This window comes from Cryobacterium sp. Hh11, assembly GCF_004404045.1.
GTDB lineage: Bacteria > Actinomycetota > Actinomycetes > Actinomycetales > Microbacteriaceae > Cryobacterium > Cryobacterium levicorallinum.
Window position 1 is genome coordinate 39254 of record NZ_SOHF01000035.1, and the last position, 19678, is coordinate 58931.

The following is a 19678-nucleotide window of genomic DNA, read 5'->3' on the forward strand; positions in this document are numbered from 1 at the left end:
GGAGGCTACTTTCGGTCGCGATGCGGCAGCACAATCGTGCCGGTCGGTGTCGCAGCGCTCGGCCGGAACAGCCACCGGGCTTTCGGCTCGACCAGGGGCCGCATTACCCTCCGCACGATCGGCAGGGAGAGCACGATCGAGATGGCCACGCTCAGCACGATCATCGCCGGAAGCATCCAGCCCGGTTGGGGCCCGTCGAGTACACCGGTTTCGCGCAGCGGGTAGAGCAGAAAGGTGTGCAGCAGATAGATGTACATCGTGGCCGCTCCGAGCTCACTGAACCAGGTCGTGCGCCGGGGGATCAGTATCAGGAACGCCACGATCAGCGCGAAGGCGAGCAGCATGACGGCCAAACGGATGCCACCGGCCCACCATGAGGAATAATCAAATGTCGCGTACGCCTCGTCGTAGAGCAGAAAACGGCGCACCTGCAGCTCGCGCAGGGTCTCGATATTGAGGGCGATCAGTAGGTATAGCCCGCCAAACAGCCCGAGCGCCCCGGCCCGCCAGCGCCAGACCAGCTCCGCGCGCAGTTCGAGCCAGTTGTCGGTCAGCAGCCACTGCCGAAGTTTCCAGCCGAATACGAAGAACGGGAGCAGCCCGAGGGTGCGGGCGAGGGTGAAGGTGCCATCGATCGACGAGATGTAGCCGGCGCCGATGGAGATCACAATGCTGATGGTGAGGGGATAGCGCAGCAAGACCAGGTAGGGCAATGCGATCCGCCAGATCAGCAGGGCGAGCAGGAACCAGAGGGTCCAGCTGGCACTGGAGTAATCCAGCAGAAATTTGCCGCCGAGGATCCAGCGCAGCCCGGTCCAGATGGTTTCGAAGATGAGGTACGGAAAAACGATGTCGGTGAGCAGCCGCTGCATCTGTCGCGCGTCGGGCGGCCCCGACTTGGCAAAATAGCCGCTCACGGCAACGAAAACCGGCACGTGAAAGGCGTAGATGAACAGGTACAGCGTGTAGGCGGCATCCGCTTCGCCGATGAGTTTGAGAATGGCGTGGCCGATCACCACGAGGGTGACCGCGATCCAGCGCGCGTTGTCCCAGAGGGGTAGGCGACGCTTCTGCGGTCGAGTGGTGGCGGTGCCAAGTGCGCTCATTGAATCCATTCTCCCGCCACAATGGAGAAATGAGTACTCGAAGAGTGGTTGTGACCGGAGCAAGTTCGGGAATCGGAGCGGCGACCGTTCGCCTGTTCCGGCTGCGAGGCTGGGATGTGGTCGGGGTCGCGCGGCGGGCCGACCGCCTCGCTACGCTGCGAGCGGACACAGGAGCGGATGTCTTCACCGCTGACCTGACGCTGCAAGCGGATGTCGACGCCCTGCGCGACTACCTCGCCGCCACCGGCCCGGTGCACGCCCTGGTCAATAATGCCGGCGGCGCCAAGGGCCTCGACACGGTGGAGGCCGGGAGTATCGAGGACTGGGCCTGGATGTTCGAGATCAACGTGCTCGCCGTCAAGCGGGTCACCACGGCGATTCTGCCGCTGCTGCGCTTAGGCATCGACTCGGGGGCCGGGTCGGCCGACATCGTCACCATCACGTCGATCGCCGGGCACGTGGCCTATCTCGGCGGCGGCGGCTACAACGCGGCCAAGTTCGCTGCCCACGCCATGACCGAGGTGCTGCGCCTCGAGCTCTCCGGTGAGCCGATTCGGGTGATCGAGATCGCGCCGGGCATGGTCAAAACGGATGAGTTCGGTCTGGTTCGTTTCAACGGTGACGCCGACAAGGCGTTCGCGGCCTACGACAACGTGCCAGATCCGCTGTCGGCGGAGGACATCGCGGAGACCATCGTGTCTAGCGTTGAGCGCCCGGCACACGTGAACCTCGACCTGATCGTGATCAAGCCGGTCGCCCAGGCGGCCCCGACCCGCATCGCCCGTGGTCCGCTGAAGGTGCGCGAGTAGTAACCTCGCCGCATTACTCCGCGCGGCCCGCGGCTTTGCGCGCGGCCCGCGGCGTCGGCGGGTCATCCGCTCCTCGCTCAAACATTGAGGGTTTCCGGGGACCCCCGCGAAAAGCGTGCGGCGGCCCCCGGAAACCCTCAAAACTCGCAACCCCGCGGAAAACCCGCCGCCGCCGCTCCCATAAAGACCGGCGCGAGCTTGTCTGCGGAACGCCTCTATCCGCTGATCGAGCTCGCCGAGATCGCCATCGGCCAACGCGAGCTTGTCTGCGACAGGCGGGGCGCAGCAAACGGGCCGGTCGGGATCGCGAGATCCTGGCCGGCCCGTTCTGTGTGTGCGGGTTAGTGCTCCACGGCCTTTTCGGCGCCGTGCCCGGTGAGCGAGCGCACTGCCATTTCTGCAGCGAGCTTCGGGCTCTCCTTCGTCGTGCTGGTGACCGATCCGAGCCAGCCCAGGAAGAACCCGAGCGGGATCGAGACGATGCCCGGGTTGCTGAGCGGGAAGATCGCGAAGTCGACACCGGCTCCGAACATGGACGTGTCGGTGCTGGAGAACACCGGCGAGAAGATGATCAGAAGAACCGCCGAGGAGAGTCCGCCGTACATGCTCCAGACCGCGCCGCGGGTCGTGAATCGACGCCAGAACAGGGAGTAGAGAATGGTCGGCAGGTTGGCGCTCGCCGCGACGGCGAAGGCCAGTGCCACCAGGAAGGCGATGTTCTGCCCCTGCACTCCGATGCCACCGGCGATGGCGAGAATGCCGATCACGACGACGGTACGACGAGCGACCTTGACCTCGTCGTCGGGGTTTCCCTTGCCCTTCTTGATGACGGATCCGTAGATGTCGTGCGCAAAGCTCGTTGCCGCCGTGATGGTGATACCGGCCACGACGGCCAGGATCGTCGCGAAGGCGATGGCCGAGATGAAGCCGAGCAGCAGCGGTCCGCCGAGGGCGAGCGCGAGTAGCGGAGCAGCCGAGTTCACTCCACCCGGAGCGGCCTCAATCGTCTCTGCACCGACGAGCGATGCCGCACCGAAACCGAGCACCAGGGTGAAGATGTAGAACGCGCCGATGAGCCAGATGGCCCAAACTACCGAGCGACGAGCTTCCTTCGCGGTCGGAACCGTGTAGAAGCGCATGAGCACGTGCGGCAAGCCGGCGGTGCCCAGCACCAGGGCGAGGGCGAGGGAGATGAAGTCGAGCGGGTTGGCGCCGTACTTCAGGCCCGGAGCCAGGATGTCGGCGCCGGCAGCGGAGACGGCGACCGCGCTGTCGAGCAGGGTCGACAGGCTGAAGCCGTTGATCGCGAGCACCCAGACGGTCATCGCGAACGCGCCAATGATGAGCAGGAACGCCTTGACGATCTGCACCCAGGTGGTGCCCTTCATGCCGCCGACGAGGACGTAGACGATCATGAGGCCACCGACGACGGTGACGACGATGGACTGGCCGAGCTTGTCGTTGATGCCGAGCAGCAGCGACACGAGTCCGCCGGCACCAGCCATCTGTGCCAGCAGGTAGAAGAAGCACACGGCCAGGGTGGTCGTGGCCGCTGCCATTCGCACGGGGCCCTGCTTGAGGCGGAAGGACAGCACGTCGGCCATGGTGAACTTGGCCGTGTTGCGCATGAGCTCGGCGACCAGCAGCAGGGCGACGAGCCAGGCAACGAGGAAGCCGATCGAGTACATGAATCCGTCGTAGCCCGTGACGGCGATCGCGCCGACGATGCCGAGGAACGATGCCGCTGACAGGTAGTCGCCGGCGATGGCGAAACCGTTCTGCGGTCCGGTGAAGGAACGGCCACCAGCGTAGTAATCCGCCGCCGTCTTGTTGTTGCGGCCCGAGCGGATCACGATGATCAGCGTGACCGCCACGAAGGCGAGGAAGATGGAGATGTTGAGAACGGGGTTGTTCTCAACCGGCTTGACCGTCTCGGCCAGGAGTTGCAAAGCGGTCATCGCTGTTCCAGCCCTTCAAGTTCGGTGCGAAGATCTGCGGTCAGGGGGTCGATCTTGCGGTTGGCGAAGGTTACGTAGCTCATCGTGATGGCGAACGTGGTGACGAACTGGGCCAGTCCGAGGAGCAGTCCGATGTTGATACTGCCGAACACCGGTGTCGCCATAAAGTCGTGCGCGTAGGCTGCCGCGAGCACGTAGGCGATGTACCAGACCAGGAAGAAGATCGAGAGTGGCACCACGAAGCGGTTGCGGGTCTTCTTCATATGCAAAAATTGGGGCGTCTTCTCGTACGCCTCGTAGTCGATACGGGACTTCGGTGGGGCGTTTTTCATTGCTTCACTCATGGGGCCTCCTTGCCTCAGGGACGAAAAATAAGGGCTGTGGAAAAATTTGTGGGTGCGAGGTGGGGGCGGAGCGTGGTCTCGACCGGTGGTCTACAAAACGGATGCTGTCAGCGCTCGTTTGAGATCGTCGAGAACGGTGGGGTCTTCGATAGTGGGGGGAACGGAATATTCTTCACCGTCGACGATCTGCCGAATGGTTTTGCGAAGAATCTTGCCCGACCGCGTTTTGGGCAGTCGGTCGAGTATGGTGACGTCGCGAAATGCTGCAACCGGGCCGACATGCTCCCGGACGAGCGCGACGAGTTCGGCGGCCAGAACGTCGTGGTCGACACTAGTGCCTACTTTGAGGGTCACGAAACCAGCGGCGCGCTGGCCCTTGAGGGGGTCGTGCACGCCAAGCACCGCGCACTCGGCGACGGCCGGGTGCAGGGTGAGTACCTCTTCGAGTGAGCCGGTGGAGAGCCGGTGTCCGGCGACGTTGATCACATCGTCGGTGCGGCCCATCACGAACAGGTAGCCGTCGGCGTCGAAATGGCCGGAGTCGCCGGTGGCGTAGTAGCCGGGGAAAGCGGTGAGGTAAGAACTCGCAAACCGTTCCTCGCTGCCCCAGACCCCGAGCAGGGTTCCGGGCGGCAGGGGGAGCCGAATGGCGATGTTGCCGTCCTTGCCGACTTTCTCGATCGGCTTGCCCTTGGAATCCAGAATGGCAATGTCGTATCCGGGCACCGGGACGGTGGCCGAACCCGGCTTGGTCGGCAATTCTTCAATGCCGAGCAGATTGGCACAGATCGCCCACCCGGTCTCGGTCTGCCACCAGTGGTCGACGACCGGGCAGTGCAGCCCATTGTTGGCCCAGTGAAAGGTCTCGGGATCGAGTCGTTCTCCGGCCAGGAACAGGCTGGTCAGGCTCGAAACGTCGTGGTTCTTCAGTTCGAGCAGGTCGGGGTCGACCCGGCGGATGGCCCGAATGGCGGTCGGCGCGGTGAACAGAACCTTCACCTTGTAGTCGTCCACGACGCGCCAGAAGGCGCCGGCATCCGGGGTGCCGATCGGCTTGCCCTCATAGAGGACCGTGGTCGCGCCCGCCAGGAGCGGCGCGTAGACGATGTAGGAGTGTCCGACCACCCAGCCGACGTCGGATGCGGCCCAGTAGACGTCGCCCGGTCCCACATCGTAAATGTTGCGCATCGACCAGTTCAGGGCGACGGCATGGCCGCCGTTGTCGCGGATGATGCCCTTGGGCTTACCGGTCGTACCGGACGTGTACAGGATGTACAGCGGGTCTTCGGAGCGCAGGGCGACCGGGTCGGCCGGCGCTGCTTTGGCCTCTTCGGCTGCCCAGTCGAGCCAGACGACATCCGCTTCTGAATGGTTCTGGTAGTCAGCAGCTGAGCCGGGGATGCTGTCCCGGCCTTGCACGATCACGGTGTGCACCGAACCCTGGCTCAGGGCGATGGCCTTGTCGACCAGTGGCAGGTATTCCACCGCGCGGCCAGGCTCCAGGCCGCCGGATGCCGTGACGATGACACTCGGGCGGGCGTCATCAATGCGCACGGCCAGTTCGGTTGCGGCGAAACCACCGAACACGACCGAGTGCACCGCGCCGATGCGGGCGCAGGCGAGCATGGCGACAACGGCTTCGGGAATCATCGGCAGGTAGATGACGACGCGGTCGCCGGTGCCAACGCCGTTGGCGCGGAGCACGCCGGCGAACCTGGCGACGCGACCGAGCAGGTCGAGGTAGCTGAGCTTGACCCGGGTGCCGGTCATGGCGGAGTCATAGATCAGCGCGGTGTGGGCGCCGCGGCCGGCCAGCACGTGGCGGTCGAGTGCGTTGTAGCTGGTATTGAGAGTGCCGCCGGGAAACCAGCTGCCGGTCGCCGGGCCGTCGGGAGCGAGCGCCAGACGGGGCTGCGTGATCCAGTCGATGCCCTCAGCCGCCTCAAGCCAGAAGGCTTCCGTCGACGAAATGCTGCGTCGCCACGCATCCCGGTAGCTCGCACCTGATTCGCCGTTCATGTCTATCTTCTCCATCGAAGTGCCTCTGTATACAAAGAGTGGTTGAAGTATTGCATATAACCCAGCATTGTGGAATAGGATCTGAGTTGTGTATACAGAAACCGCAATGTTGGGGTTAGACGTGCCGCTCCGCGCCAGTGAGCGAGCGTACCGTCAGCTGCGCGGGGAGATCCTGAACGGACTCCTCGCACCAGGGGCTGCCCTGCTCGAAGTCGAACAGGCCGAGCGTATTGGCATATCACGCACCCCGCTGCGGGAAGCGGTGGCCCGATTGATTGCCGACGGACTCGTCGTCGGTCGCCGAGGCCGTGGCTTTGAAGTCACCGACATCTCGGTCGACAGTATTTCCGAACTTTACGAACTGCGCCAGGCGCTCGAGGTGCAGGCCATTCGTCTGGCGGCGATTCGCCGTGATCCCACCCCGTTCGCCCTGCTCCGTGAGGGCTTCGTCAATGCTCCGCAACTGCTGGAACAGGGCGACGTCGGAGTGCACCGATACTACGGGCTGATCGATGAACTCGAAGATGCCATCGATGTCGCGGTCGGCAACCCCTTTCTCGTCGGCGCCCTGCGCGCCGTACGCACGCACTTGGCCCGAATTCGTCGGTTGGCCCGGAGAAATCCGCTGCGGCTCCATGCCGCGGCGGCCGAGCATCTGCTGATTCTCGACGCCATTATCGCCGGCGATCCGTCGCTGGCGGCCCATGCCACCCATATTCATCTTCATCAAAGCCTCCAGAGCGTCCTCGCGGCGATCGATGAGGGCTCGGCCACTGTCGCCAATTAGCGGCCCTGGTCACCTAACGAAGGGATCCACCGTGCAGCTTCACCACGTTCGAGTTCACAAGAGCGACGAGAATCTGGCCCGCGAGGACCAGCTGGCCTGGAAAATCGCCGAGGTTGCCGCCGACCCGGCCCTCGTCTCCGAAGAGGTGACCGAGATGGTCATCAACCGGGTGATCGACAACGCCTCCGTCGCGGCGGCCAGCCTGACTCGTCGCCCGGTGATCGCCGCCCGCTCGCAGGCGCTCGCGCATCCGCGTTCCACTGGCGGCGACGGAGCGACTGTGTTCGGCCTCGCCCCCGCCCGCCGGGTTTCCCCGGAGTGGGCGGCCTGGGCCAACGGTGTGGCCGTGCGTGAACTCGACTATCACGACACGTTCCTCGCCGCCGAGTACTCGCACCCCGGCGACAATATCCCGCCGATCACGGCGGTCGCCCAGCACCTCGCGGCCTCCCGCGGCCTGACCGGCAGCGACCTGATTCGCGGCATCGCCACCGGCTACGAGATTCAGATTGACCTGGTGAAATCGATCAGCCTGCACGCGCACAAGATCGACCACGTTGCCCACCTCGGCCCGTCGGTCGCGGCCGGTATCGGCACCCTGCTCGGCCTCGACAAGGAAACCATCTTTCAGGCCGTCGGTCAGGCGCTGCACACCACGACCGCGACGCGTCAATCCCGCAAGGGCGAAATCTCCAGCTGGAAGGCGCACGCCCCGGCTTTCGCTGGCAAGATGGCTGTCGAAGCCGTCGACCGTGCGCTGCGCGGCGAGACCAGCCCCACTCCCATCTATGAGGGCGAAGACGGCGTCATCGCCTGGCTGCTCGACGGCCCGGAGGGCTCCTACGACGTATCGCTGCCCAAACCCGGAAGCATCAAGCGCGCGATCCTGGACAGCTATACCAAGGAGCACTCGGCCGAATACCAGGCGCAGGCCTGGATCGATCTCGCTCGCAAGCTACACAACGAACACGCCGAACTGCTCGTCGCCGGGGCTATCACGAGCGTTGTCATCCACACCAGCCACCACACGCACTACGTGATCGGCTCCGGCGCCAACGACCCGCAGAAGTACGACCCCACCGCGAGCCGCGAGACGCTCGACCACTCCATTCCCTATATCTTCACGGTCGCTCTGCAGGACGGCAGCTGGAACCACGTCGATTCCTACAGCCCGGAGCGAGCCGGCCGCCCAGACACCATCGCCCTGTGGCAGACCGTCACAACCACCGAGGATAAGGAGTGGACGCGTCGCTACCATTCCCTCGACCCGGCCGAGAAGGCCTTCGGCGGTCGCGTCGAGATCGAACTGGCCAATGGAACCCGCATCGTGGACGAGATTGCCGTCGCCGATGCGCATCCGCTCGGCGCTCGCCCCTTTGCCCGCGCGGAGTACATCAACAAGTTCCGCACCCTGGCCGCGCCGGTGATGGAGGCGTCCGAAATCGAACGCTTCCTCGCGCTGGCCCAGCGCCTGCCCGAGCTTGGTGCTGCCGACCTCGGGGGCCTGACCATCGTGGCCAAGCCCGGACTGCTCTCCTCGATCGCCACGCCGAACGGAATCTTCTAATGCTGTACGCCGGCACGACCGCCGCCGACAAGCGGATTGCCCTGCGCCAGGGCCTAAAAAGCGGCAAGATTTTGCGCTTTCCGGGCGCGTTCAACCCGCTGTCTGCCAAGCTCATTCAGCAGAAGGGGTTCGAGGGCGTCTACATTTCGGGCGCCGTGCTCTCGGCTGACCTCGGCCTACCCGACATCGGCCTGACCACCCTCACCGAGGTGGCCGGCCGGTCGCAGCAGATCGCCCGGATGACCGACCTGCCGGCCATCGTCGACGCCGACACCGGCTTCGGCGAACCGATGAACGTGGCCCGTACCATCCAGACCCTCGAAGACGCCGGCCTGGCCGGAATGCACATCGAGGACCAGATCAACCCGAAACGCTGCGGTCACCTCGACGGCAAGCAGGTCGTGGATGCGGACACCGCGATCAAGCGCATCCGCGCAGCGGTCGACGCGCGGCGGGATGCGAACTTTCTCGTGATGGCGCGCACGGACATCCGTGCAGTCGACGGTTTGGATGCCGCGGTGACTCGGGCGAAGCAGCTGCAGGATGCCGGAGCGGACGCGATCTTCCCGGAGGCGATGGGCAGCCTGGCCGAGTTCGAGACGATCCGGGCGGCCGTCTCGGTGCCGATCCTGGCGAACATGACCGAATTCGGCAAGGGCGAGCTGTACACCGTGCAGCAGCTCGAAAACGTGGGCATGAACCTGGTGATCTTTCCGGTGTCGTTGCTGCGCCTCGCGATGGGGTCGGCGGCCCGCGGACTCGATGCGATCGAGCAGACCGGCTCGCTCACGACGATGCTGCCCGAGATGCAGCACCGGGCCGACCTGTACGAATTGCTCGACTACGCGTCGTATAGCCAGTTCGACTCGGGTATCTTCGATTTCACGCTGAACCCGCACATTTCGTCCAAGGTATAAGGGGAGCACAATGTCTGACACGGAAACACTCGCTCCACACGTCTATAAGGGGCTGACCGGCGTGGTCGTCGACACAACCGCGGTCTCCAAGGTCAACCCGGAGACCAACTCGCTGCTCTACCGTGGCTACCCGGTGCAGGAACTCGCGGCGAAGAAGAGCTTCGAGGAGGTCGCCTACCTGCTCTGGCACGGTGAACTGCCCACAGACCAGCAGCTCGCGGACTTCGAGGCCCTCGAACGTTCGCTGCGTCACCTCAACCCGGTCGTCAAGCGCATCATCGACGAGTTGCCGTTGACCGCGCACCCGATGGATGTCGTGCGCACCGCGGTGAGCGTTATCGGAGCGAGCGATCCGGAAGCCGAGAACCCGTCGCCGGAATCCGACCTGGCCAAGTCGATTCGGCTGTTCGCCCAGCTGCCCGCGATCGTGTCGTACGACCAACGGCGTCGGCATGGGCTCGACCTGGTCGAGCCGCGCGACGACCTCGGTTACTCGGCGAACTTTTTGCACATGGCCTTCGGGGAGGTGCCTGAGCTCGTCGTCGTCAACGCCTTCGACGTGTCGATGATTCTCTATGCCGAGCACTCCTTCAACGCGTCGACGTTCACCGCGCGGGTGATCACCTCGACCCTGTCCGACCTCTATTCGGCCGTGACCGGCGCGGTCGGGGCGCTCAAGGGAGCATTGCACGGCGGCGCGAACGAAGCCGTCATGCACACCTTCACCGAGATCGGCCTCGGCGCCGGCTCGGCCGCCCGGGCCGAGCCCTGGCTCGCGCAGGCGCTCGCCGAGAAGCGCAAGATCATGGGCTTCGGGCACCGCGTCTACAAGAGCGGCGACTCGCGCGTACCGACCATGCGGGCCGCGCTCGTCACCCTGGCCCTGCACTACGAGAAGCCGGAGCTGCTCGAACTCTACGAAGCCCTCGAGACGGCGATGACGACGCGCAAGGCGATCCTGCCCAACCTCGACTACCCGTCGGGCCCGGCCTACCACCTGATGGGATTTGACACCCTCACCTTCACGCCGCTGTTCGTTGCGGCGCGCATCACCGGGTGGACCGCTCACATCATGGAGCAAAAGACCAGCAACGCACTGATTCGCCCGCTGTCGGCCTACAACGGGCTCGACCAGCGTCAGGTTCCGTAGCGCTTCTTCTTCGCGCCGGATAAACCGCAACGAGCGGATGCCGCGCTGCCGGTCGGCAGCGCGGCATCCGCTTTATTGTGCCTATGGTCACGGCGCTTGCGTCTTTCGTTAGCATTGTCGAATGACACTTGACGCGCCTCTTTCGAGCAACGACACAGCCACGATCGAAACGAAGGTCACCGCGTGAGCGTGCACCTGGTCGGCGGCGGAGGAGACCCGGCCCACAATGCCCAGGTGTTCGGAACGTTCCTGTCCGAGGTTGTGGCTCACGCCGCACAGGCTGGCCGTGACGAACCGATCGTGGCGATCATCACCGTCGGCCCGGGCAGCGCCCACGCCGAGGAACTGGCTGCCTCGCTCGGCGACAGTGTGCAGACCCGCCGCACCGTGCTCGCGCCCGGCGATACCGGCGACCTCACCGCTCTGGGCACCGTCGACGGCATTCTCATCGGCGGCGGCGTGACCCCCGATTACCTGGCCGCACTGCTTCCCATCGCCGGCGAGATTCGCCGTCAGGTGTCGGCCGGCGTGCCCTACCTCGGCTTCTCGGCCGGTGCCATGATCGCCGCCGAACGAGCCCTGATCGGCGGCTGGCGCATCGGCGGCGTCGAGGTGACGCCCGAAGACGTCTCCGAGGGCCTCGACGAAATCACCCTGGCCCAGGGCATCGGACTGCTCGACGTCACGGTCGACGCGCACGCCGCCCAGTCCGGCAGCCTGTCCCGGTTGATCGCGGCGACCGAGGCCGGCCTGATCGACGGCGGCCTCGCCATCGACGAGAACACCGTGCTCGTGGTCGGCGAGGGCGCACTTCGCGTGCTCGGCGCCGGCAGCGTCTGGAACGTCAGCCAGGCCGACGGCGGTGTGCTCGTGAGCACCATCGGCGCCTGACCCGCGCATGACAGCCTGCACAACGGATGCCGCAACACGCGTACCGAGTCAGCTCGCGGCGGTCGCCACCCCATCAGGTACCTGTCCGGTTGATCGGGCGCGCCCGGTCGGCCGGGTGAGATCGTGAACCTCAACGCCCTCGCGGCCAGCGGCGACATCGATCCGGGCTGGGCGCTCGCCCTCGCACCCGTGGCCGATGACCTGGCCAGGATCGGCGAGCTCCTGACGCGTGAACGAGCCGCCGGCCGCGCCGTGCTGCCCGCTGCGGAGCACCTGCTGCGCGCGTTCCGCCAGCCGTTCGACGCCGTGCGGGTGCTCATCGTCGGGCAGGACCCGTATCCGACTCCGGGCCATCCGATCGGCCTGGCCTTCGCCGTCAAAGCCGACGTGCGCCCGCTTCCGCGCAGCCTCGGCAATATCTACACTGAATATGAAGCCGATCTCGGCCTGCCGCGACCCGAGCACGGCGACCTCTCGGCCTGGACCGATCAGGGCGTGCTGCTGCTGAACCGGGTGCTCAGCGTCGGTGTGGGAGCGGCCGGTTCGCACCGCCGCCAGGGCTGGGAAGCGGTGACCGACCAGGCCATTCGCGCACTGGTCGGGCGGGGACATCCGCTTGTCGCGATTTTGTGGGGAAAGGATGCCGGCGCGCTCAAGCCACTGCTCGGCGACACGCCCGTGCACGAGTCGGTGCACCCGAGTCCACTATCGGCCTGGCGTGGTTTTTTCGGTTCGAAGCCATTCAGCAACGCCAACCGGCTGTTGACCGGGCAGGGGGCCGCATCGGTGAACTGGGAGCTTCCGGTAATCTGGAATCAACCAGAAAGGGGAGTGCCCGGTGCTTGAGGAAGAATACGAGCCTCGTCGTCGGTTGCCCCGCCACCTGCGGCCGGAAACCGCCGTCGAGACGCCGTTCGAATACACGATGCGTGAGGTGCGGGCGACGGACCTGCCGCACATTCGCGAAATCTACAATTATTACGTCGCCAACAGCACCGTCACTTTTGACGAAGATGCCATGACTCTCCCCGAGTGGCGCGACAAGTTCTACTACCTGAACAAGCAGGGCATGCCGTTCATCGTTGCCGTCTCACCGGCCGGCCAGATTCTCGGCTACGCCCTGGTCGCCCCGTGGAAACAGAAGAAGGCCTACCGGTTCACGGTCGAAAACTCGATCTACCTCGGCGCCGCGTCCACCGGAAAAGGACTCGGGCGCGAGCTGCTCGGCGAACTGATCAAGCGGTCGAAGGCGGCTGGCCTGAAGGAGATCATCGCCGTGATCGCGGATCAGGGAGCGGAAGCCTCGATCAAGCTGCACCGCGACTTCGGTTTCGAGGAGATCGGCCGCATGGGCAAGGTCGGTTTCAAGTTCGAGCGCTGGCTCGGCACTATTCTGCTGCAGAAGAGTTTGAAGTAGCCCCGTCGGCCCGGCTCATGGGGCCGACGTTGGCAGGTCGCGGGGCATAGGGACCGAAGTTGGCGTCTCGTGGGCGTGCCCGGGCTCAGTGCGTGCCGCGCGGCGTGTTCAGGCGGCCGACGGCGTTGAGTACCGCACGTCGCGGAGAGATGCTCGCGACCCGGGCGAGCAGGGCGTTGCGGGCGCCGACCAGCACGACCGAGGGCGTGACCGAGCGGTCGAGCGCCGAGAACGAGGCGCGCATGACCTCGTCGACCGTGAGCGGTGTGCCCTTCTTGCCGCCGCCGGTCTTGGCGACCGCGAAGAACTCGGTGTCGGCGGGACCTGGGCAGATTGCCGTGACCTTGAGGCCGCTCGCCCGCGTTTCGTAACTGACCGCCTCGGTGTAGCTGAGCACGTAGGCCTTGGTCGCGCCGTACACCGCCATGTGCGGCACCGGCTGGAATGCGGCCGTGCTGGCCAGGTTCACCAGCGCCGCAGTGTGCGGATGCAGCGAGGCGGTCTCGACCAGATCGGGCAGGAAGGCGTGGGTCAGCGCGGTCAGCGCGTGCACGTTGAGCGCCACCTGCTCGCGTTCGCGGGCCTCGTCCGAGTCGAGCACGGTGCCGAAAGTGGCGAATCCGGCATTGTTCACGAGGGTGCCGATGGTGATTGCCCGCTCGCGCAGGTCGCGCACCAGCTCGGGGACGGCATCCGCTTCGGTGAGATCGAGCGGAATCACGGTGGAAACGGTGCCGTATTTCTCGGCGAGATCGACCGCGAGGGCTTCGAGCCGGGCCTGGCGACGGGCGACGAGTACCAGATCCGCGCCGCGCTGGGCGAGCGCGTGGGCGTACCCGACGCCGAGTCCGCTCGACGCTCCGGTGATGAGCGCGGTGGTGCCGATGGGGTTGTACAAAGCGCTGGCCATGGATTGAGGCTAGCCTCGTTGTGCCGCCGCGGCCAGTGCTGCCTGATTGGCGACCGTCGCCGAACTAGGCTCGGGTCATGGCTGATCCACACGAACTGACCGCCCTTGAGCAATGGCAGGCCCTGCAGAGCCGCGAAATCAGCCCGAGCGAACTGACCGAGCACTACCTCGGACGCATCGAGAAGTACAATCCTGCACTCGGTGCCTTCGTCACGGTGACGGCAGACGCGGCCAGGGCCAGGGCCCGTTACGTTGAAGAGCGGATGCCGCGCACCGCGCCGCTCTGGGGCCTCCCGTTCGCCGACAAGGACCTGTACCTTCGTGCCGGGGTGCCAGCCAGGTTCGGCTCCCGCCTCTTCGCCGACTATGTGCCCGACGAGTCGGATGAGCTCGTGCAGGCCCTTGACGACGCCGGGGGAGTCAGCCTCGGCAAGACGAACACGCCGGAGTTCGGCCTCGCCTCCTACACCGAAAGCCTCGCCGCACCGCCGGCTCGCACGCCGTGGAACCTTGCGCTCGGCGCCGGTGGATCGAGCGGCGGCGCCGCCGTCGCGGTCGCCGCCCGCCTGCTGCCGTTCGCGCCGGGCTCCGATGGCGGCGGGTCCATCCGCATCCCAGCGGCCGCCTGCGGGCTGGTCGGCCTCAAGCCGAGCCGCGGACGGGTGCCGTCCGCTTCCGGAGTCGACAAGCTCGGTGGCCTCGCCGTCGGCGGCCCGATCGCCCGCACGGTAGCGGATGCCGCCCTGCTGCTCGATGCCATGATCGCGCCGCGAGATGGTCACCCCGACCACCACTATGCCTTGCGGGCTCCGGGAGACGAAGCTCCGCTGCTGGCCGCGGCGGTGCGCGGCGATGGGCGGTTTCAGCTCGGCGTCATGACCACTTCAGCCTGGGACAACGACTACTCCATTTCGATTGCGCCCGAAGCCCAGGCCGCGCTCGATCTCGCCGTGGCCGGTTTCGCCGCGCTGCAGCACGGCCTCGAGGAGACGGCCCTCGTGCCCGACGCGAGCTATGTGCCGGCGTTCCGCACAATTTGGCAAGCGGGAGCGGCGACCATCCCGGCCGAAACCGACGCAGACGTCGCCCTGCTTGAACCGCTGACCCAGTGGCTGCTCGTCCGAGGTCGTGCCCTCGGTGCCCGGGAACTCGCCGAGGCGCTGGCCGCACTGTCCGCGTTCGAGCGTTCGTTCATTCGCCAGCTGTCGAAATTCGATGCCGTGCTGACCCCGGCGATGGCGCTGACGCCGCGGCCGGTCGGCTGGTACGACGCGCACGACGGCGAGGCGAACTTCGCCCAGCAGGTACAGTACACGCCGTTCACCTCGATGATCAACGTGAGTGGGCTGCCGGCCATCGTGCTGCCGGTGCACCAGACCGACGACGGCCTGCCGATGGGCGTGCAGCTCATCGGTCGACCCGGCGGCGAAGCTACGCTGTTGGCGCTCGGCGCGCAGCTGGAGCGGCGCATCCGCTGGCAGGATCGCGTGCCGCCCGACCCGGCGTAGGCCTGACCGGGCGCTGGCCTCACCGGGCGTGAGCCCGGAGTCAACCAGAGTCGCGCCGGAATTCTACCGGCGCGACGCGACCGGCTTCGACGGCCACCAGAACCGGTCGTCCACCAGAAAGACCAGGGCCGGCACGAGCACGGTGCGCACGACAAGGGTGTCGAGCAGCACTCCGATGCAGACGATCACGCCGATCTGGGTGAGTGCCACGACCGGCAGGACGCCGAGCACGGCGAACACCGCCGCGATCAGAATCCCGGCGCTGGTGATCACCGCGCCGGTCGACGAGAGCGCCCGCACCATGCCTTCTCGGGTGCCGTAGCGCCTGGCCTCTTCCCGCGCTCGCGTGGTCAGGAAGATGTTGTAGTCCACGCCGAGAGCGACCAGGAACAGAAAAGAAAACAGCACGACGCTGGTGTCGAACGCGGCGAAGCCGAGCAGGTTCTGAAAGATCAGGTTCGAAGCTCCCAGGCTGGCGAAGAACGTGCCGAGCACGGTGGCGATGAGCAACACCGGCGCCACGAGGGAGCGCAGCAGCAGCGCCAAAATGAGAAAGACGATGCCCAGAATCAGCGGCAGAATCAGGGCCTGGTCCCGTTCGGCGCTGATTTTCGTGTCGAGGGCCGTGGCATCGCTGCCACCGACCAGCGCCTGCGAGACCGCGCCCGAAGCATCCGCTAAATTGCTGCGCAGTTGGCTGAGGGTCGCGAAAGTCAGGTCGCTGCCGGGTTCGCTGTCTAGGGTGACATCGATGCGGGTCAGGCCGCCGGCGTTCTCACCGGCGACAGCCGCGGAGACCCCTGGGGTCTGCAGGGCCACTGCCGCGGTGTCAGCGGATGCCGCCTCCGGAGTCAGCACGACCGTCTGGCTGGTCAGCCCCGCCGAAAAAGACTCGTCCACGATGTCCTGGGCAACAACCGACTCCGGGTTGCCGAGCAGCTGATCGGCTTGGGATAACCCGACGGCGGCTCCGTTCAGCCCGAACGCGAGCGAACCGATCGCCAGAACGGACACGACCGTGATGATCACCGGATGCCTGGCCACTCCGCGACCGAGCCTGGTCCAGAAGCCGGTGCGCGGGGCAGTGGCCTGGGCCTGCACGCGCGGAATGAACGGCCAGAACAGGCCGCGCCCGCAGACCACGAGGGCGGCCGGCAGCACGAGCAGGGCGAACAGAATGGCGATGAGTACACCGATGGCGCAGGCGATGCCGAGCGCCCGGTTGCCGGCCAGTTCGGCGAAAATCAGGGTCGCCAGGCTCAGCGCAACGGTGCCGCCGCTGGCTGCGATGGCCGGGCCGGCGCTCGTCACGGCGGTGCGCATGGCGACGTTGCGATTTTCGGTGTGCAGCAATTCTTCGCGATAGCGGGCCACGAGCAGCAGGGCATAGTTGGTGCCGGCGCCGAACACGAGCACCGAGAGGATGCCCGAGATCGAGGCGTCGAGGGCGAAACCGAGCGGTTCGGCCAGCGCGCCGGCGACCTTGCCGGCCAGGCCGTCGGCGAGCCCGACCACGACGAGCGGCACGATCCAGAGCACCGGGCTGCGATAGGTCACGATCAGAAGCACCGCGACCACGATCACGGTCACCAGCAGCAGGCGAAAGTCGGCTCCGGCGAAAGCGTTGGTGATGTCGGACTGAAAGCCGACCGGCCCGGTGACATAGGCGGTCAGCCCGCTCGGCAGCGCGGTCGACGCCGTTGAACGGATATCGGTGGCCGTCTTCGCAATGTCGGCCGTCGCGCTCGCCGCCTCCAGCGGCACCACGCTCAGCGCCGCCTGGCCGTCGTCGCTGAACTGTGGCGTGGCCGCGCGCGGGGCGATCGACGCGGCGCCGAGCTGCTCGGCTGCGGCGGTGATCGCGGTTTGGTCGGCCGCCGTGAGCGCGGCGCCGTCGCGGCTCCAGACCACGATCGCCGCGGTCTGGTCGGCCGAGGGGAACTCGGCGAGCAGCTCGGTGACCTGGGCCGCCTGGCTGGTCTCCGGCAGCCCCGCCGCCGGAAAATCCTCGGACTCATTGGCCGGGAGCAGCGCAAACAGCAGACCGACCGCCACGAGTGTTCCGAGCAAGACCGCCCAGGCGGTGCGTTTGCCGGTGATGAAGCGCGTGATCGCGAGCACAGTTCCTCCAGAACCTCGATAATCGCTATCCTAGCTAGCTATACCAATGCCCAAATTTGTTTTGAATTACTCAAAACAAATGTTAGGGTCGGAGCATGACGACGACCGAACCGAGCGAAGAGACCGCGGGCCTGCGCCTGGCCGCAGCCGACGCCGGGTTGCTGGCCGACAGCATCCGTTCGGCTGGTCTCAAAGTTACGGCGCCGCGTCTGGCGGTGCTGCGCGCCCTCACCGATATGCCGCACTCCAACGCCGACGCCCTGTTCACAGCGGTGCACACCGACCTGCCCGGCACCTCGCTGCAGGCGGTCTACGGGGTGCTCGCCTCGCTCGGCACTGCCGGACTCGTGCGCAAGATCGAACCGGCCGGTTCGCCCGCCCTGTTCGAGCGCCGGGTCGGCGACAACCACCACCACATCGTCTGCACCCGCTGCACTGTGGTGCAGGACGTGGATTGTGCCGTCGGTCACGCACCCTGCCTCACGCCGGCGGATGCGCTCGGTTTCGACGTGCGCGCCGCCGAGGTCATCTACTGGGGCCTGTGCGCCCAGTGCCAGCTCGACACCGCACACCCCTAACTTTCTTCCGCCAACCTCGCGTTGCTGATCCACACCAAGGAGCACCATGACTATCAAGCCCACTACCGACCAGACGGGAACGCCCGTCGCCAGCGACGCGCACTCCCTCACCGTCGGCGCCGACGGCGTCACCGCGCTGCACGACCGCTACCTGGTCGAGAAGCTCGCCCAGTTCAACCGCGAGCGCATTCCGGAGCGCATCGTGCACGCCAAGGGCGGCGGAGCGCACGGCGAGTTCGTCGTGACCGGCGACGTCTCGAAGTACACCCGCGCGGCCGTGTTTCAGCCCGGCACCGTCACCCCCACCCTGCAGCGCTTCTCCAGCGTGGCCGGCGAGCAGGGCAGCCCAGACACCTGGCGCGACGTGCGCGGCTTCTCGGTCAAGTTCTACACGACCGAGGGCAATTACGACATCGTCGGCAACAACACCCCGGTGTTCTTCATCCGCGACGGCATCAAGTTCCCCGACTTCATCCACTCGCAGAAGCGCCTGCCGGGCACCGGCCTGCGCGACGCGACCATGCAGTGGGACTTCTGGACCCTCTCCCCGGAGTCCGCCCACCAGGTCACCTACCTCATGGGCGACCGCGGCCTGCCGCGCTCCTGGCGTGAAATGCCCGGCTTCGGCTCGCACACCTACCAGTGGATCAACGCTGCGGGCGAACGTTTCTGGGTGAAGTACCACTTCGAATCCAACCAGGGCAACGTCGAGATGGAAGGCTCAGAAGCTGAGCTCATCGCCGGAGCGGATGCTGACTACTACCGTCGCGACCTGTCCGACGCCATTGCCGCCGGCAACTTCCCGTCCTGGAACGTCTCCGTGCAGGTCATGCCGTACGAGCAGGGCAACACCTACCGATTCAACCCGTTCGACGTGACCAAGGTCTGGCCGCACGCCGACTTCCCGCTCATTCCGGTCGGTACCCACACCCTCAACCGCAACCCGGAGAACTTCTTCGCCGAGATCGAGCAGGCCGCGTTCTCGCCCGCCAACCTCGTTCCCGGAATTGCCGCGAGCCCCGACAAGATGCTCATGGCGCGCATTTTCTCCTACCCCGACGCGCAGCGTTACCGCGTGGGCACCAACTACAACCAGCTGCCGATCAATGCGGCGAAGAGCCCGGTCAACAACTACTCGCAGGATGGCGCGCAGCGCCACTACTACAACGCCCCGAGCGAGCCGAACTATGCGCCGAACTCCCTCGGTGGCCCCGTCGCCGACCCGGCCGCGGCCGGCGAGGGCGCTTGGGAAGGCGACGGAACGCTGCTGCGTGCCGCCGCGACCCTGCGCAGCGAGGACAGCGATTTCGGCCAGGCCGGAACGCTGTACCGCGAGGTCTACGACGACGCCGCCAAGGCGCGCTTCCTTGACACCATCACCGGTGCCATCAGCGGCGTGACCCGCCCCGAGGTCACCGAGCGTGCCATTTGGTACTGGACCAGCGTTGACGCCGACCTCGGCGCCAAGCTGCGTGCGAACCTCGCTGTGTTCGCCGCGGCTGCCGCCATCGACGCTGAGTACGTCGCCGCGCAGTAGCGTTTATGCACGACAAAACCGCCCGGCCTGTTCCCAGGCCGGGCGGTTTTGTGTGTGCT

18 protein-coding genes are annotated in these 19678 nt (G+C 66.2%); 11 read left to right on the plus strand and 7 right to left on the minus strand.

What is annotated here, in order from left to right; genetic code table 11:
• Positions 1-5 precede the first annotated feature (5 nt).
• Entirely contained in the window at positions 6-1106 is a 1101-nt protein-coding gene (locus tag E3T46_RS15810; protein ID WP_134579272.1) for an acyltransferase family protein, read from the minus strand.
• 29 nt (positions 1107-1135) lie between these two features.
• On the opposite strand from E3T46_RS15810, the gene E3T46_RS15815 reads away from it, so the two are divergent.
• The gene (locus E3T46_RS15815; RefSeq protein WP_174845413.1) at positions 1136-1915 is read left to right on the plus strand and encodes an SDR family NAD(P)-dependent oxidoreductase; all 780 of its coding nucleotides are present in this window, start codon (positions 1136-1138) and stop codon (positions 1913-1915) included.
• Between the two features lie 341 nt (positions 1916-2256).
• Here the strand turns inward: E3T46_RS15815 and E3T46_RS15820 are convergent, their stop codons facing one another.
• The 3 genes from E3T46_RS15820 to E3T46_RS15830 form a co-directional block, all read right to left on the minus strand.
• Positions 2257-3873: a cation acetate symporter gene (locus tag E3T46_RS15820; protein ID WP_134579273.1), complete on the minus strand. Its 1617-nt coding sequence runs from the start codon at positions 3871-3873 to the stop codon at positions 2257-2259.
• The gene (locus E3T46_RS15825) at positions 3870-4217 is read right to left on the minus strand and encodes a DUF485 domain-containing protein (protein ID WP_134579274.1); all 348 of its coding nucleotides are present in this window, start codon (positions 4215-4217) and stop codon (positions 3870-3872) included. The genes E3T46_RS15820 and E3T46_RS15825 overlap by 4 nt, the downstream gene beginning before the upstream one ends.
• 90 nt (positions 4218-4307) lie before the next feature.
• Positions 4308-6236: an acetate--CoA ligase gene (locus tag E3T46_RS15830; protein ID WP_134579275.1), complete on the minus strand. Its 1929-nt coding sequence runs from the start codon at positions 6234-6236 to the stop codon at positions 4308-4310.
• Positions 6237-6324: 88 nt separating this feature from the next.
• Here E3T46_RS15830 and E3T46_RS15835 point away from each other — a divergent pair, with 88 nt between their 5' ends.
• The 4 genes from E3T46_RS15835 to E3T46_RS15850 are packed head-to-tail and all read left to right on the plus strand — an operon-like array spanning position 6325 to position 10657.
• Entirely contained in the window at positions 6325-7023 is a 699-nt protein-coding gene (locus tag E3T46_RS15835; protein WP_347232624.1) for a GntR family transcriptional regulator, read from the plus strand.
• Between the two features lie 31 nt (positions 7024-7054).
• The gene (locus tag E3T46_RS15840) at positions 7055-8590 is read left to right on the plus strand and encodes an MmgE/PrpD family protein (protein WP_241980831.1); all 1536 of its coding nucleotides are present in this window, start codon (positions 7055-7057) and stop codon (positions 8588-8590) included.
• Complete coding sequence (gene prpB, locus E3T46_RS15845) at positions 8590-9507, plus strand: methylisocitrate lyase (RefSeq protein WP_134441734.1); 918 nt, start codon at positions 8590-8592, stop codon at positions 9505-9507. The genes E3T46_RS15840 and prpB overlap by 1 nt, the downstream gene beginning before the upstream one ends.
• Positions 9508-9517: 10 nt before the next feature.
• Complete coding sequence (locus E3T46_RS15850) at positions 9518-10657, plus strand: bifunctional 2-methylcitrate synthase/citrate synthase (protein ID WP_134441732.1); 1140 nt, start codon at positions 9518-9520, stop codon at positions 10655-10657.
• Here E3T46_RS15850 and E3T46_RS18085 read toward each other — a convergent pair.
• A complete protein-coding gene (locus E3T46_RS18085) occupies positions 10645-10785 on the minus strand; it encodes a hypothetical protein (protein WP_166790306.1) in 141 nt (46 codons plus the stop codon). The two genes, E3T46_RS15850 and E3T46_RS18085, sit on opposite strands and share 13 nt — an antisense overlap.
• A 55-nt stretch (positions 10786-10840) precedes the next feature.
• Here E3T46_RS18085 and E3T46_RS15855 point away from each other — a divergent pair, with 55 nt between their 5' ends.
• The 3 genes from E3T46_RS15855 to E3T46_RS15865 all read left to right on the plus strand — a co-directional run bounded on the left by E3T46_RS15855 (position 10841) and on the right by E3T46_RS15865 (position 12965).
• Positions 10841-11548, plus strand: coding sequence for a Type 1 glutamine amidotransferase-like domain-containing protein (locus tag E3T46_RS15855; protein WP_134579277.1), 708 nt, complete (start codon positions 10841-10843; stop codon positions 11546-11548).
• A 123-nt stretch (positions 11549-11671) separates the two neighbouring features.
• The gene (locus tag E3T46_RS15860; RefSeq protein ID WP_241980832.1) at positions 11672-12394 is read left to right on the plus strand and encodes a uracil-DNA glycosylase; all 723 of its coding nucleotides are present in this window, start codon (positions 11672-11674) and stop codon (positions 12392-12394) included.
• A complete protein-coding gene (locus E3T46_RS15865) occupies positions 12387-12965 on the plus strand; it encodes a GNAT family N-acetyltransferase (protein WP_174845414.1) in 579 nt (192 codons plus the stop codon). The genes E3T46_RS15860 and E3T46_RS15865 overlap by 8 nt, the downstream gene beginning before the upstream one ends.
• Before the next feature lie 85 nt (positions 12966-13050).
• On the opposite strand, the gene E3T46_RS15870 is transcribed toward E3T46_RS15865, so the two are convergent.
• On the minus strand, positions 13051-13875 hold the full coding sequence (locus E3T46_RS15870) for an SDR family oxidoreductase (RefSeq protein WP_134579279.1): 825 nt from the start codon (positions 13873-13875) through the stop codon (positions 13051-13053).
• A gap of 77 nt (positions 13876-13952) precedes the next feature.
• On the opposite strand from E3T46_RS15870, the gene E3T46_RS15875 reads away from it, so the two are divergent.
• Positions 13953-15383 (plus strand): amidase, encoded by a 1431-nt coding sequence (locus E3T46_RS15875; protein ID WP_134579280.1) that lies wholly within the window; start codon positions 13953-13955, stop codon positions 15381-15383.
• Positions 15384-15446: 63 nt separating this feature from the next.
• On the opposite strand, the gene E3T46_RS15880 is transcribed toward E3T46_RS15875, so the two are convergent.
• Positions 15447-17504: an MMPL family transporter gene (locus E3T46_RS15880; RefSeq protein WP_134579281.1), complete on the minus strand. Its 2058-nt coding sequence runs from the start codon at positions 17502-17504 to the stop codon at positions 15447-15449.
• A 95-nt stretch (positions 17505-17599) separates the two neighbouring features.
• On the opposite strand from E3T46_RS15880, the gene E3T46_RS15885 reads away from it, so the two are divergent.
• Positions 17600-18082, plus strand: coding sequence for a Fur family transcriptional regulator (locus E3T46_RS15885; RefSeq protein ID WP_134579282.1), 483 nt, complete (start codon positions 17600-17602; stop codon positions 18080-18082).
• A 46-nt stretch (positions 18083-18128) separates the two neighbouring features.
• A complete protein-coding gene (locus tag E3T46_RS15890; protein WP_134579283.1) occupies positions 18129-19619 on the plus strand; it encodes a catalase in 1491 nt (496 codons plus the stop codon).
• The last annotated feature ends 59 nt before the right edge of the window (positions 19620-19678 follow it).